The sequence below is a fragment of the Bradyrhizobium sp. SZCCT0153 genome (genome assembly GCF_018129995.1).
Classification (GTDB): domain Bacteria; phylum Pseudomonadota; class Alphaproteobacteria; order Rhizobiales; family Xanthobacteraceae; genus Bradyrhizobium; species Bradyrhizobium japonicum_G.
Genome location: NZ_JAFCKS010000001.1, coordinates 1,489,299 through 1,502,099, shown reverse-complemented (window position 1 = coordinate 1,502,099; position 12,801 = coordinate 1,489,299). Strand labels below are relative to the sequence as shown.

The 12,801-nt window shown below is 64.5% G+C and carries 15 protein-coding genes; 8 read left to right on the top strand and 7 right to left on the bottom strand.

Features of this window, described 5'->3' with window-relative positions; all coding sequences use genetic code 11:
• Positions 1-34: 34 nt before the first annotated feature.
• Positions 35-2,722 (bottom strand): sensor domain-containing protein, encoded by a 2,688-nt coding sequence (locus JQ572_RS07260; RefSeq protein ID WP_211382252.1) that lies wholly within the window; start codon positions 2,720-2,722, stop codon positions 35-37.
• Positions 2,723-2,924: 202 nt separating this feature from the next.
• On the opposite strand from JQ572_RS07260, the gene JQ572_RS07255 reads away from it, so the two are divergent.
• Complete coding sequence (locus tag JQ572_RS07255) at positions 2,925-4,028, top strand: NAD(P)/FAD-dependent oxidoreductase (protein WP_211382251.1); 1,104 nt, start codon at positions 2,925-2,927, stop codon at positions 4,026-4,028.
• Between the two features lie 206 nt (positions 4,029-4,234).
• On the opposite strand, the gene JQ572_RS07250 is transcribed toward JQ572_RS07255, so the two are convergent.
• Entirely contained in the window at positions 4,235-4,414 is a 180-nt protein-coding gene (locus tag JQ572_RS07250) for a YdcH family protein (protein ID WP_211382250.1), read from the bottom strand.
• A 330-nt stretch (positions 4,415-4,744) separates the two neighbouring features.
• Between JQ572_RS07250 and JQ572_RS07240 the strand changes: the two genes are divergently transcribed.
• From JQ572_RS07240 to JQ572_RS07230, 3 genes are all read left to right on the top strand, one after another.
• Entirely contained in the window at positions 4,745-4,951 is a 207-nt protein-coding gene (locus tag JQ572_RS07240) for a YdcH family protein (protein ID WP_027553252.1), read from the top strand.
• Positions 4,952-5,068: 117 nt separating this feature from the next.
• On the top strand, positions 5,069-5,287 hold the full coding sequence (locus JQ572_RS07235; protein WP_211382248.1) for a hypothetical protein: 219 nt from the start codon (positions 5,069-5,071) through the stop codon (positions 5,285-5,287).
• Between the two features lie 20 nt (positions 5,288-5,307).
• Positions 5,308-5,559, top strand: coding sequence for a hypothetical protein (locus JQ572_RS07230; protein ID WP_211382247.1), 252 nt, complete (start codon positions 5,308-5,310; stop codon positions 5,557-5,559).
• Between the two features lie 40 nt (positions 5,560-5,599).
• Here the strand turns inward: JQ572_RS07230 and JQ572_RS07225 are convergent, their stop codons facing one another.
• The gene (locus tag JQ572_RS07225) at positions 5,600-6,358 is read right to left on the bottom strand and encodes a GGDEF domain-containing protein (protein WP_211382246.1); all 759 of its coding nucleotides are present in this window, start codon (positions 6,356-6,358) and stop codon (positions 5,600-5,602) included.
• A gap of 141 nt (positions 6,359-6,499) precedes the next feature.
• Between JQ572_RS07225 and purE the strand changes: the two genes are divergently transcribed.
• Both purE and JQ572_RS07215 read left to right on the top strand, forming a co-directional pair.
• The gene (gene purE / locus JQ572_RS07220; protein ID WP_211382245.1) at positions 6,500-6,988 is read left to right on the top strand and encodes a 5-(carboxyamino)imidazole ribonucleotide mutase; all 489 of its coding nucleotides are present in this window, start codon (positions 6,500-6,502) and stop codon (positions 6,986-6,988) included.
• Positions 6,985-8,091 (top strand): 5-(carboxyamino)imidazole ribonucleotide synthase, encoded by a 1,107-nt coding sequence (locus JQ572_RS07215; protein WP_211382244.1) that lies wholly within the window; start codon positions 6,985-6,987, stop codon positions 8,089-8,091. The genes purE and JQ572_RS07215 overlap by 4 nt, the downstream gene beginning before the upstream one ends.
• A 36-nt stretch (positions 8,092-8,127) precedes the next feature.
• On the opposite strand, the gene aqpZ is transcribed toward JQ572_RS07215, so the two are convergent.
• Complete coding sequence (aqpZ, locus tag JQ572_RS07210; protein WP_211382243.1) at positions 8,128-8,850, bottom strand: aquaporin Z; 723 nt, start codon at positions 8,848-8,850, stop codon at positions 8,128-8,130.
• 260 nt (positions 8,851-9,110) lie between these two features.
• Here aqpZ and rpsU point away from each other — a divergent pair, with 260 nt between their 5' ends.
• Together rpsU and JQ572_RS07200 are read left to right on the top strand one after the other, a co-directional pair.
• The gene (gene rpsU, locus JQ572_RS07205; RefSeq protein WP_071909764.1) at positions 9,111-9,413 is read left to right on the top strand and encodes a 30S ribosomal protein S21; all 303 of its coding nucleotides are present in this window, start codon (positions 9,111-9,113) and stop codon (positions 9,411-9,413) included.
• A gap of 126 nt (positions 9,414-9,539) precedes the next feature.
• Positions 9,540-10,190: a tetratricopeptide repeat protein gene (locus tag JQ572_RS07200; protein ID WP_211382242.1), complete on the top strand. Its 651-nt coding sequence runs from the start codon at positions 9,540-9,542 to the stop codon at positions 10,188-10,190.
• Positions 10,191-10,216: 26 nt separating this feature from the next.
• Here JQ572_RS07200 and JQ572_RS07195 read toward each other — a convergent pair whose 3' ends face one another.
• The 3 genes from JQ572_RS07195 to JQ572_RS07185 all read right to left on the bottom strand — a co-directional run bounded on the left by JQ572_RS07195 (position 10,217) and on the right by JQ572_RS07185 (position 12,720).
• Positions 10,217-11,161: a hypothetical protein gene (locus JQ572_RS07195; protein WP_211382241.1), complete on the bottom strand. Its 945-nt coding sequence runs from the start codon at positions 11,159-11,161 to the stop codon at positions 10,217-10,219.
• A 92-nt stretch (positions 11,162-11,253) separates the two neighbouring features.
• Positions 11,254-11,538, bottom strand: a complete 285-nt coding sequence (locus JQ572_RS07190) for a cupin domain-containing protein (protein ID WP_211382240.1) — start codon at positions 11,536-11,538, stop codon at positions 11,254-11,256.
• A gap of 84 nt (positions 11,539-11,622) precedes the next feature.
• Positions 11,623-12,720: a calcium:cation antiporter gene (locus JQ572_RS07185; protein WP_211382239.1), complete on the bottom strand. Its 1,098-nt coding sequence runs from the start codon at positions 12,718-12,720 to the stop codon at positions 11,623-11,625.
• Between the last annotated feature and the right edge of the window lie 81 nt (positions 12,721-12,801).

Below are 12,801 nucleotides of genomic sequence, written 5' to 3'. Positions count from 1 at the left end.
ACGCGAACCGGTATTCAGTTCGCTCGAAAACGCTCTAACCGGTCTTGAGCGCAAGCTCCATGGCCTCGGCGCGGCCGACGAGATCAGCATATTTCCCGATCGGCAGGGGCTTGCCGAGCAGGTAGCCCTGCACGCCGTCGCAGCCCTCCTTGGCGAGGAAGGCGAGCTGCTCGATCGTCTCGACGCCTTCGGCGACGATCGACATGTCCAGGCCATGGCCGAGATCGATCACGGCGCGCACGATCGCGGCCGATTGGGGGTTGCGGCCGAGATTGATGATGAAGGCGCGGTCGATCTTGATCTTGTCGAACGGGAACGCCTGGAGATAGCTCAGCGAGGAATAGCCGCTGCCGAAATCGTCCATGGAGATGCGCACGCCGAGCGCCTTCAGCCGGCGCAGCAGGGCCAGGCCCCGGTCGAAGTCCTCGATCAGCACGCCCTCGGTGATCTCGAGCTCGAGCCGGCCGGGTGCAAGGCCCGTCTCGATCAGGATCGAATGGACCAGCCCGACCACGTCGCCGTGCATGAATTGCGCCGGCGACAGATTGACCGCGACCTGGAGCGGCTTCGGCCAGGACGACGCCTCGCGGCAGGCCTCGCGCAGGATCCACTCGCCCATCTCGACGATCAGGCCGCTTTCCTCCGCAATCGGGATGAATTCGGCCGGGGAGACCTGGCCGCGCACCGGATGCTGCCAGCGCGCCAGCGCCTCGAAGCCGATGATCTCGCTCTCCGCGACGCTGTGGCCCGCGGCTCCCTGCGGCTGGAAGGCGAGCGAGAGCTCGCCGTTCTTGATCGCCATCGAGAGGTCCTGGTGCAGCACGCGGCGATCGCGGATCTGCTGGTCCATCTCCGGCTGGAACAGGCTGATCGTGCCGCGCGATTTCTGCTTGGCACGGAACAGCGCCGCGCCGGCATTGGCCAGCAGCGAGGCACCGTCCGCGCCGTTGTGCGGGAAGATCGACATGCCGGTGGTGACGCCGGCGCGGACCGCCCGGCCGTCGATCTGGAAGTCCTCGGCGACAGCATCACCGATCTGCTGTGCCAGTGCGAGACCTGCTTCGGGCTGTTTGCCGTCGATGATCAGGCCGAACTCGTCGCCGGACAGGCGCGCCACCACGCCGCCGCGCGCGGAGTCCTGGAGCCGCTGGGCAACCTCGACCAGAAGCTTGTCGCCGAGCGCGTGACCGAAGACGTCGTTGACCTCCTTGAGGCCGTCGAGATCGACGCACAGAACCGCGAATTCCTCGCCGGTGCCCTCGCAGGCCTCGATCATCTGGGTCAGCGCCTGCAGGAAAGCCGCACGGTTCGGCAAATCGGTGAGGCCGTCGTGGTAGGCCATGTGCGCCATGCGCGACTCGGTCTGCCGGCGATCGGTGACGTCCTCGTGGGTCTTGATCAGATATTGCGGCTCGCCGGCGTCGTTCAGCACGGTGGCGCGGCGGGTGAGGAACAGTCGCAGACCGTCCTTGGTGGAGATCGGATGCTCCTCGGTGATCATCCCGCGCTTCTTGATCGCGGCTTCGTCGCGCGCGATGATCAGCTTGGCTTCCTTGGGATTGAAGATGTCGGACGCGGTCAGGCCCGTGGCTTCCTCGCGCCTGCGGTTGAGGATCGTCTCTGCGCTGCGGTTGGCGAGCAGATAGCGGCCGTCCTTGACCTGTTCGACGATCAGCGCCACCGGGATGTTGTCGACCACGAGCTCGAGGAACTTCTTCGTGCTCTCCAGCTCCTGCGACAGCGAGCGGCGGTCGGTGATGTCCTCGAACACCACCAGCAGGAATTCAGGCTTGTTGCTCTCGTTGCGGACCACGATCCGGATCGAGGCCACCATGCGCTGAGTCGCGCCGCGCTCGACCTCGAACTCGTTGCGGTACTGGCCGGCGGGCGCGATCAGCGCCGCGCGATCGGTCGCCTCGATGCTGGCCGCCGAATTCGGCGCGAACAGCTCGCGCGCGTTCTTGCCCACGACCTGGTCGCGCGAGAAACCCCAGAACCGCTCATAGGCGCTGTTGGCGAAGATGTAGCGCCCGTCCTCGATGTTCTTCGCGGCAACACAGGCCGGCACGTTGTCCAGCACCGTTTCCAGGAACTGCTTGGTGGAGGCGAGCTGTCGCGACAGTCTGCGTTGCTCGCTGACGTCCAGATGCGTCGCCACCGAGCCGCCGTTGGGCAGCACGAAATATTTGACCAGGATAGCGCGCCCGTCCGGCAGTTCGGTAATCAGGCCGTTGGTGCTCGCCGCCTTCTCGTAGAACTCGTCGTCGGAGGCGCCGCCGATTACCCCCCGCTTGCGTCGCAGCTCGAGGAGCTCGTAGCCGTTCATGCCGGTCCAGAGATCTGACCGCGCCAGACCGTAAATCTCGAGATAGCGGTCGTTGCAGAAGATGATGCGCCGCTGCGCATCCGTCATCACCACGCCCTGGTTGAGATTGTTCATGGCGGAGGAGACGAAGGCATTGCGCCGCAACTGCAAACGCCTGGTCCGGCGCAGCGAGGAATGGATCCAGAGCGCGACCGCGGCGAGGAAGGAACAGACGACGACGCCCGCGATCAGGGCTTCCCAGATCACGTTGGGGTCCAGCTTGTCGAGATAGCTCGGAGGGGCGAAGCTGCCCAAGAGGGCAGAGGCGCGCGCGGGCGCGACCGCAGCGGCCAGGCACACGACGGCCTGCACCGCAATCGGAAGCGCGCTGCCCACGTGCCAGTTCTTCTCAACCATCAGCCACCCGCGATTTCAACGTCGGATTGTCTGGCCTCGCGGGTTTGGATCGGGTAAACGCCTGTAAGCGCAACGGAAAAATGTGACGTCAAATACGGCAATTGCCCTGACATGATAAATGCTTGCTTAACGGAAAACGCCCCCGCACCGGCGTTTCCAGGCCCGATGCCACCGCCGCTTCCGGCAAACGTCCCGCACAACCATGGATAGGGTCGACTGCATCGTCATCGGAGCCGGCGTGGTCGGGCTCGCGGTGGCTCGAAAGCTGGCGCAGGCCGGGCGCGAGGTGATCGTGCTCGAGGAAGCCGAGGCCATCGGCACCATCACCTCCTCACGCAACAGCGAGGTGATCCATGCCGGCATCTACTACCGCGCCGGGAGCTGGATGGCGCGCATGTGCGTCAGCGGCAAGCACGCACTCTACCGTTACTGTTCCGAGCGCGGCATCCCGCACCGGAATTGCGGCAAGCTGATCGTCGCGACCAACCCGAAAGAGACCGAGAAGCTGCAATCGATCAGGGCGCATGCCGAGGCCAATGGCGTGCTCGACATGCAGCTGCTCGCGGGCGAGGCGGCACGCGCGCTGGAGCCGGCGCTCGCCTGCGACGCCGCGCTGCTGTCGCCGTCGACCGGCATCATCGACAGCCACGCCTACATGCTCTCGCTGCGCGGTGAAGCCGAGGAAGCGGGCGCCGCCTTCGCGTTTCACACCCCGTTGATCCGCGCCAAGGCGACCGCCGGCGCCATCGAGATCGAGGCGGGCGGCGAAGCGCCGATGACGCTGCAATGCAGCCTCCTCGTCAACGCCGCGGGGCTCTCGGCAACGACGGTGGCGCGCAACATCGACGGAATGCCGCTGGACCGGATTCCGCCGACCTATTTCGCCAAGGGAAACTACTTCAGCTGCAACGCCAGGGCGCCGTTCTCGCACCTGATCTATCCGGTGCCCGAGCCCGGCGGGCTAGGGGTGCATCTGACGCTGGACATGGCGGGGCAGGCACGCTTCGGCCCCGACGTCGAGTGGATCGAGACGATCGATTACGAGGTCGACCCGTCGCGCGCCGAGCGCTTCTACCCGGCGATCCGCAAATACTGGCCGACGCTGCCAGACGGCGCGCTGATGCCGAGCTATTCGGGCATCCGCCCGAAAATCGTGCCGCCGGCGGTGGCCACGCAGGATTTCCTGATGCAGGGCCCGCGCGATCACGGCGTCGAAGGCCTGATCAATCTGTTCGGCATCGAGTCCCCGGGACTGACATCATCGCTCGCGATCGCGGACCACGTCGCCGAGCTCGCGAATTCATAGAGCGCTTTCGAGCGAATTGGATACCGGTGCGCGGAGGGAACACACGTTCAAACCGAAGCTGGAGCCCCGTTCCGATTCCATCGGAAACGACTCTCGGCGCCGCGCAAAGATCCTTGCACGGTTCGAACCTTCCCGCAGGGATGAGCGCAACAACACTCACCCCTGCCTGAAAGGGTGCGATCAAACTCTACGCTGTTGCGGGGGTACTAGTGGAGCGTGTCGCCGTGCCTCAGACGCTCGATCTGATCCTTGACCAACAACTTCCGGCGCTTCAACTCAACAATTTGCAGGTCGTCTGTTGAAAGGTGCACGAGAGCTTCGTGCAATTCGTTTTCCAGAAGTTTGTGCTTCCGTTCCAATTCAACGAGATGTGCCTGAATTGTCATTCGAAACCTCCTCGGTAGGGGTGAACCTCAGGATTCGATCCGGACAAGGAAGTCTACATCACCGTTTCGTTCTGTCGATGGGTATCCGTCGTCGCAGCGTCATTTTTGAAAATTCATATGTAACGAACCGTGAGTAATGGAACCACACGGGAAAAATCCATGATATCAATGTGCTTGCGCGGTGCCGTAGCGAACCGCAGAAATATCTTGCGGGAGATCGGCGAGCAACGCTCGCAGATCGCTTGCGATCACCTCGCGCAAGGACGATAATTTCCACAGGGCATCCACAGCCTTAATCTCACGCCTTTCGGTTTTTCGGCCACCGCAGACATGACCAATGAAGACGAGCGCGAGCTCGAAGCCGAACTCGCCCGGTTGCAGCAGGAACACCGAGATCTCGATGCGGCGATCGATGCACTGCATCAATCGCCTGCCCCCGACCTGTTGCGGTTGCAGCGACTGAAGAAGCGCAAGCTGTTGTTGCGCGACCGTATCGCGTTCATCGAAGACCAGATCACGCCCGACATCATCGCCTGATCCACAGGGACAATTTTTGCGGCGGCTCGCCGCATGTGAATCCGCTTGACTCCAAAAGAACAAAATAAGAACATCCGGGAGCCCTACGCCCCCAGGAAACCGCCCAAGGAAAAGCAGATGCCGGCAACCGCCCTTCTCGACAACGGCCATTATGAACAAGCCTGCGATCAGGCGATCGCGATGTGCGACGGCAATCTTCGCAGCACCATCAAGGCGCTGATCATGGCCAATGAATATCTCGAGGCCGAACTCGAGGAATTGCAGGCGGCGATTTCCGCCGGCTGCATTCCGGAGACCTCGCGCAGCAAGATGCGGAGCAACAGCAGCGCCGCCTGATCCAAGCTCGGAGCAACGCCATGTCGGACGTGACCTACTACGTTGCAATGCCCTTCCTGATCGATACCGACGGATCGCCGGTGGCGGGCGCCGCCGAGGAATGCCAGAGCTCGACGGCCGCGTTGCGGCGCGCCGAGATCTTGTCGCGCGGTCCCGGCCACATCGGTGCCGTCGCGTTCAGCCGCAGCGGCGATCCGATGACCGGCGAATTCGGTGACGCCACGTTGCTGCGCAAATTCGGCAACGTGCCGGAAGACCTGGCCACGCTGTGAAGGCCTGGCTACGCAGTGAATATCTGGCCACGCTGTAAGATCAGCTGCTGACCAGCCTGATCCGCGGCTCGTGCCGCCGGTGCGCCTTGCGCACATACATGGCGGCATCCGCCTCCTCCAGGGCGCGGCTCGCGTCTGACTGCGCCCCCAGCAGCGCGACGCCGGCGGAGGCGCCCGCGCTCACATGCTGACCGCGAAAGACGAAGGACAATTCGTCGATTGCCTGCTCGAAGGCCGCGGCCTTCGCCTTGGCGTCGGTCTCGCTGAGGTTCCAGAGCAGCAGCGCGAACTCGTCGCCGCCGAGCCGGCCGACCACGTCCGAGGCGCGGACCTGCCGCTTCAGCGCAGTGGCAATCGTCTTCAGCACCTCGTCGCCTGCGGCATGACCGAAGGAATCGTTGATCGGCTTCAGACGATCGACGTCGAGCACGATCAGCGCGCCGCTGGCGCGATACCGTTTCATGTAGGCGATGGCGCGCGCGAGCTCGCGTTCGAAGCCGCGACGGTTCGGAATCTCGAGCAGGAAATCGGTGTCGGCGGCCGCCTCGAGTTCCGCGACCCGCTGCAGGGCCCGCTTGAGTTTGCTCCGCAGGCCGCGGACGACCTTGGCGCCGTTGTCGGCCGACGCTTCGCGCCGCGCCGCCTTGGCCGGACGCTTGGCAAGAGGCTTCGCAAGACTCTTGGCAGCACTCTTGGCAGGACTCTTGGCAAGGCGCTTGGGGGCGGCTTTGGAGCGGCTGACGCCGGTCTTCGGGCCCTTTTTGGCCTTCGCAGCGTTCGCCCTTTTTGGTTTCTTCATGGGCTTCCTGCTCAATGAAGGCTTGCGGGGATTCACCAAGACAGGATAGTGCATTCCCTTCTCCTTGCCATCGCCTTGCGAGCCGCCGGCCGGAACCGTTAATCTGGCCTATCCTTCTATTTTTTGGGCACAATTGACGTCATGACCGCGCCGATCGCCATCATCATGGGAAGCCAGTCGGACTGGGAGACGATGCGGCATGCCGCCGACACGCTTGCCGCGCTCGGCGTTGCCGCCGACACCCGCATCGTTTCCGCCCACCGTACCCCCGACCGGCTGTTTACGTTCGCCAAGGGCGCCAAGGTGGCCGGTTACAAGGTCGTCATCGCCGGCGCCGGCGGCGCTGCGCATCTGCCCGGCATGGCGGCGGCCCTGACGGAACTGCCCGTGTTCGGCGTTCCCGTCGAATCCAGGACGCTCAAGGGCATCGATTCGCTCTATTCGATCGTCCAGATGCCCGCGGGCATCCCGGTCGGCACCCTCGCCATCGGCAAGGCCGGTGCGATCAATGCGGCGCTGCTGGCGGCCTCGGTGCTGGCATTGTCCGACCCGGCTTTGTCCGATCGCTTGGTCGCCTGGCGCAAGGCGCAGACCGATGCGGTTGCCGAGCGCCCGGAGGACAAGGCGTGACCGACTCGAAGCAGGTGAAGCTGAAACCCGGCGACACCATCGGAATCCTCGGCGGCGGACAATTGGGGCGGATGCTGGCCATGGCGGCGGCGCGGCTCGGCCTGCGCTGCCAGGTGTTCTCGCCCGATCCGGACTCGCCGGCCTTCGACGTCGTCCTGAACGCGACCTGCGCCGAATATGCCGATGTCGAGGCACTCGAGCTGTTTGCGAACGACGTCGACGTCATCACCTACGAATTCGAGAACGTGCCGTCCGCGGCGGCGATGGTGCTGGACGCGCGCCGCCCGGTGCTGCCCAACCGCAAGGTCCTGGAGACCACGCAGGACCGGCTCGCGGAGAAGGACTTCGTGACGCGGCTCGGCATCGGCACCGCAGACTATGCCGACGTCACGTCCGTCGCGTCGTTGCGCGAGGCGATCGTCCGGATCGGCCTCCCGGCCGTGCTGAAGACCCGCCGCTTCGGCTACGATGGCAAGGGCCAGGCCATCATCCGCGAGGGCGACGACATCGCCAAGGTCTGGACCAGCCTCGGGACCAAGCAGGCTATCCTGGAAGCCTTCGTGCCGTTCGAGCGCGAGATCTCCGTGATCGCCGCGCGCTCGGCCACGGGTCAGGTCGAATGCTTCGACGTCACCGAGAACGAGCACCGCGACCACATCCTGAAGATATCGCGCGCGCCCGCGCTCATACCGGACGCCCTTGCGGAAGAAGCGCGCAGCATCGCCGGCAAGATTGCCAGCGCGCTCGACTATGTCGGCGTGCTCGCGGTGGAGATGTTCGTGCTCGCCAATGGCACCGGCCCGAAGGTGCTGGTCAACGAGATCGCCCCGCGCGTGCACAATTCCGGACACTGGACGCTTGACGGCGCGTCCGTCTCGCAATTCGAGCAGCACATCCGCGCCATCGCCGGCTGGTCGCTCGGCAAGCCCGTGCGCCATGGCGAAATGGTCACCATGACCAATCTGATCGGCGACGAGATCAACGACTACGACAAGTGGCTGTCCGTGCCCGGCGCCACGGTGCACATCTACGGCAAGGGTGCACCGCGCCCCGGCCGCAAGATGGGCCACGTCACCGAGGTCAGGCCGACGAAAGGCAAGTAACGGGACCGCAGCAGATGCAGCGATCCCGCTTTGCAATCACGCCGTCTTTGCGCCCGCGACGATGCCGGCGGGCTCCTCGCTGAGCCAGCGATAGATCGCCCCGCCCAGCGCGCCGCCGATCAGGGGCGCGACCCAGAACAGCCAGAGCTGCGCTGTCGCCCAGCCGCCGACGAACAGTGCGGGACCGGTGCTGCGTGCCGGGTTCACCGAGGTGTTGGTGACGGGGATGCTGACGAGATGGATCATCACCAGTGCGAGCCCGATCGCCAGCGGCGCGAAGCCCACGGGCGCCCGGCCGTGGGTGGCGCCCATGATGATGAACAGGAACATCATGGTCATCACGACCTCGGTGAGGAAACACACGATCATGCTGTACTGGCCGGGCGAATGGGCATCGTAACCGTTGGACGCAAAGCCCTTGGTGACGTCGAAGCCGGGAGCTCCACTTGCGATGATGTAGAGGAGCCACGCGGCCACGATCGCGCCGGCCACCTGCGCGATCACATAAGGCAGGATCTGTCCGGCCGGAAAACGCCCGCCGGCCGCAAGACCGACGGTGACAGCCGGGTTGAGATGGCAGCCGGAGATGTGCCCGATCGCATAGGCCATGGTGACCACGCTCAGCCCGAATGCGAGGGAGACACCGACCAGACCGATGCCGACCTGCGGAAAGCCGGCTGCGATCACCGCGCTCCCGCAACCTGCGAATGTGAGCCAGAAGGTGCCGATAGCCTCGGCCGCGTATTTTTTCATATCCATGGTCGTCCCCTGCTTTCAAAGATTCCGGAACGAAGCTCCGGAAACGGCCCCACCCTTGGCGTCGAATCTCCCAAATCGGGGCCGCGCGGAGCTATTTTTGCCTCATTTAATGGCTGAACTTGGCCCGAAAGCCCGCTTGGCCGGTGGACATCCCACGTTTTGTCTGATACATCCGCGCCCTCAAGGTTAAGGGCTTGTGCGTTTCGCCATCCCCTTTGACTTACCAGAATTCAAATCTGATCCACTGAAGAGGATGCCGCGTGCAGGTTCTCGTTCGCGATAACAATGTCGATCAAGCCCTCAAGGCGCTGAAGAAGAAGATGCAGCGTGAGGGTATTTTCCGCGAGATGAAGCTCCGCGGTCACTACGAAAAGCCCTCCGAGAAGAAGGCCCGTGAAAAGGCCGAAGCCGTGCGTCGCGCACGCAAGCTGGCCCGCAAGAAGCTCCAGCGCGAAGGCCTGCTGCCGATGAAGCCGAAGCCGGTGTTCGGCGCCGGTCCCGGCGGTGATCGCGGTGGTCGTAGCGGCCCGGGTGCAGGTGCAGGTCCGCGCGGACCGCGCTGATTTACCGGGTTTAGCAAGACTTCAGTTTTCGATGACGCGGGCCCCAGGCCCGCGTTATTGTTTTGTGAGGGGTGCCTTTCTGGGACAGGGCACTACCGATGCGGCACGAGCGCGAGCGAACCGTAGATGGCCTCCCCTTTCCCCGAGCACCGCTTGGCGCGGTTACGCCAGATCTGGCAGCCGCCGCTCGTGCTGGCTTTGTTGGGGATGGTGCTGTGCGGCTGCTCCTTCGACCTGGGATCGCTGATGCCGGAGAAGGACAAGCCACAGGAGGCGCCCAAGGCGGCCGCCACCGCCGAGAGCGCCGTCAGCCCTGGCAACGTCAGCGAAGCCCAGGCCCTTACGGCAAAGGCCCAGGCCCTGGCAAAGTCCGGCGAGACGGCGGCGGCGCTCGATGAGTTCAATCGCGCGGTCGGGCTCGATCCCTACAATGCGCAGGCGCTCTATGGTCGCGCCCTGATCTATCAGGGCAGCAACCAGCACGACTTCGCGATCGCCGATTTCAGCGCGGCGAGCGGGCTCAACCCGCAGAAGGTGGAGCCGCTGCTCGGGCGCGCCACCAGCTACCTCGCCCTCGGCAAGGTCAAGGAGGCCGCGGCCGATCTCGATGAGGCCTCCGAGGCCGATCCGCTCAATGCCCAGGTCTGGACCACGCGCGGACAGGCCTATGAACGGCTGGGCGACAGGACCAAGGCGGCCGCGTCCTACACCAAGGCAGTCTCGCTCCGACCGCGCGACGACACCGCGCGCAGCGGCCTCGCCCGCGTCGGCGGCTGACGACTTGGCGCAGCGCCTGCGCCGTCTTAATCCGGGGTGACGCTCTTCGGCAGAACGGAATGGAACATGGACTTGACGCCCGACAGCATGTCGTCGGCGACATTGGTCTTCGGCCTCGGCATGGACGCGCCGGCATCGGCGCGCAGATCCAGCGGCGGTGCGATCATCGGGACGGGAATGTCAGCCGGCGGCGTCAGCCGATTCGGGTTCTCGCCGCCGACCGAGGCCGTGTAAGGGGGGGGTGCCTGCGACGAGTCGTTATTGCCATAGGCCTCAGGTGCGGGGGTCGAGACCGTGATCGGCGGTGGCAAGGGGCGCACCATGGACGGCTCCGTCGCCACGACACGCGGCGCCTCCGGGGTGCGGGCCGCGTCCCGGACCGCAAACTCAGGGGCCTTCTCGGACGACTTGGTCTCGGTTGATTTGGCCTCGGCGGCTTTGCCCTCAGGCGACTTGCGCAGGCGCTCGATCGCCGCACGCACGAGATCGTTGGCGTCGGGCGTCGCGGCCGGAGCGGCAGCCGCCGAATTGGCCTCGACCACCGGGGCGGCGGGAGCAGGCGCAGTGACGGACGGGGTTGACTTGGCGAGCGCCTTCTCGCGCGCGGACGGCTTGCCGCGCGGGGCAGCCTCGGCCGGTGCCACGTCCGCAATAGCCTTCTCGGTCGTCTTGTCAGCGGACTTATCAGCCGTCTTGGGCTCAGCACCCGAGTGGTCGGCAGCCTTCTCGGCCGCCGGCTTGTCCATCATGCTCTTCTCGGAGATGCCTTTCGCCTTCACGCCGGGTGCCGGGAGGTTGGCCACAGCGGCGGGCTTGCCGTTCTTGCCGGAATCGGCGGGCGCCATCACGGCCGCGGGCGCATCCGCCGCCGGCTTGGCGTTGATGTAATGATTAACGATGTACGCCCCGATGATCGTCGCGAGCACCGAAGGGAAGATATCCATCGAGATTTTAGCGATGTATTTCAGCATTCCGGCCACTCCCCGCGCGATCTGATGCGGGAACTTTGGGGCATTGTAAGGGATCAACTGCGACGGATCGATGGCAAAGGGTAACGCCGGACTTACGGCTTCAGCTCGATCTCAAGGAACACGATCTCGGTTGCGGTTTCGTTAAGCACGTCGTGCTGGACGCCGGCCTTGCGAAAGTAGGATTTTCCAGCCGCGAGCTGAGCCCTGGACCGCTCGCCATTGGGCGCCACGATGGTCATCTCCCCCGCCACCACGGGAACAATGACGTAGTCCATGCCGTGGGTGTGATGCCCGGTGGCGCTGTTCGGAGCAAGCCGCCACTCGGTCACCCGAACCTGCTCGTTGTCGACCTGAACCTCTGACTTGGCGGCAAGCATTGGAACTCTCCTTACGGCAGGATCCGGAAAGAAGGTTTTCCGGAAAGATCATGCCCAGACAATAGCCTAAAGCGCGACCGCGCTTTAGGGCACGAAAACCATGAACACGTAGACGGCAAATACCACCATATGGACCAGCCCGAACAGGACATTGGTCCTGCCTGTACCGAAGGTCAGCATGCTCAGGAAGAAAGTCAGGAGCAAAAGCACACTGCCCTGGTCGCTGAGGCCGAGCTCGAGCTCCTTGTCGAGCGCGTAGGTGGCGACGCCGACGGCCGGGATGGTCAGCCCGATCGTCGCCAGCGACGAGCCGAGCGCGAGATTGATGCTCTTCTGGAGGTCGTTCTTGCGGGCCGCCGAGACCGCTGCGACGCCTTCCGGCATCAGGATCAGGAGCGCGACCAGAAGTCCGGCAAAGGCAGGCGGCGCGCCGATCCTGGCCGCGACGGCGTCGACCACCAGGGAGAATTTCTTGGCCAGCAGCACGACCGCCAGCAGCGCAATCAGCAGCAGCACGACGCTGAGCACCAGGGTCCGGCCCGACGGATGCGCCTCGCCGCTCCCACCATCCGCCCGTTCGTGGACGAAGTAATCCTTGTGCAGCACGGTCTGGGTGTAGAGAAACACCCCATACAGCGCGAGCGTGACCACGTCGACGAAGCCGAGCTGAACCGCCGAATAGACCGGGCCCGGCGTGGTGGTCGTGTAGTTCGGCATGATCAGGGTGATGGTCGCGAGCGCGAACAGCACGCTGAGATAGACGTTGGCCCCCGAGAGCTGAAAACCCTGCTCGCGATAGCGCAGGCCGCCGATGAAGATGCACAGCCCGACGAGGCCATTGCAAACGATCATGACCACGGCGAACACGGTGTCGCGCGCCAGTGCCGGGGCAGGCTTGTCGCCCAGCATGATCGTGGTGATCAGCGCCACCTCGATGATGGTCACCGAGAGCGTCAGCACCAGGGTGCCATAGGGCTCGCCGACCCGTTCGGCGATCACTTCGGCATGATGAACCGCGGCGAAAACCGTGCCGAACAGGATGACCAGGAGCACGAGGGCGAAGACGAGCCCGCCGAACGACAGCGTGAACACGTAGCCCGTGGCGCTGACGGCCGCGAACAGCAGCACGGCCAGTGCCGGAAAGACCCAGGCCGACCGGGGCATCGGATCATGCGCGCTCATCCATCGGCTCCAATTATGTCCAGCATGACCCGGAAACGTGTGCCGCGGTTTTCCGAAAAGATCATGCTCGATCGAAAAAGG

Bases quoted from the DNA above. Each gene is read 5' to 3' on its own strand.
- JQ572_RS07260 (WP_211382252.1), bottom strand. From the start codon at position 2,722: ATGGTTGAGAAGAACTGGCACGTGGGCAGCGCGCTTCCGATTGCGGTG.
- JQ572_RS07255 (WP_211382251.1), top strand. From the start codon at position 2,925: ATGGATAGGGTCGACTGCATCGTCATCGGAGCCGGCGTGGTCGGGCTC.
- JQ572_RS07250 (WP_211382250.1), bottom strand. From the start codon at position 4,414: ATGACAATTCAGGCACATCTCGTTGAATTGGAACGGAAGCACAAACTT.
- JQ572_RS07240 (WP_027553252.1), top strand. From the start codon at position 4,745: ATGACCAATGAAGACGAGCGCGAGCTCGAAGCCGAACTCGCCCGGTTG.
- JQ572_RS07235 (WP_211382248.1), top strand. From the start codon at position 5,069: ATGCCGGCAACCGCCCTTCTCGACAACGGCCATTATGAACAAGCCTGC.
- JQ572_RS07230 (WP_211382247.1), top strand. From the start codon at position 5,308: ATGTCGGACGTGACCTACTACGTTGCAATGCCCTTCCTGATCGATACC.
- JQ572_RS07225 (WP_211382246.1), bottom strand. From the start codon at position 6,358: ATGAAGAAACCAAAAAGGGCGAACGCTGCGAAGGCCAAAAAGGGCCCG.
- purE (WP_211382245.1), top strand. From the start codon at position 6,500: ATGACCGCGCCGATCGCCATCATCATGGGAAGCCAGTCGGACTGGGAG.
- aqpZ (WP_211382243.1), bottom strand. From the start codon at position 8,850: ATGGATATGAAAAAATACGCGGCCGAGGCTATCGGCACCTTCTGGCTC.
- JQ572_RS07200 (WP_211382242.1), top strand. From the start codon at position 9,540: ATGGCCTCCCCTTTCCCCGAGCACCGCTTGGCGCGGTTACGCCAGATC.
- JQ572_RS07195 (WP_211382241.1), bottom strand. From the start codon at position 11,161: ATGCTGAAATACATCGCTAAAATCTCGATGGATATCTTCCCTTCGGTG.
- JQ572_RS07190 (WP_211382240.1), bottom strand. From the start codon at position 11,538: ATGCTTGCCGCCAAGTCAGAGGTTCAGGTCGACAACGAGCAGGTTCGG.
- JQ572_RS07185 (WP_211382239.1), bottom strand. From the start codon at position 12,720: ATGAGCGCGCATGATCCGATGCCCCGGTCGGCCTGGGTCTTTCCGGCA.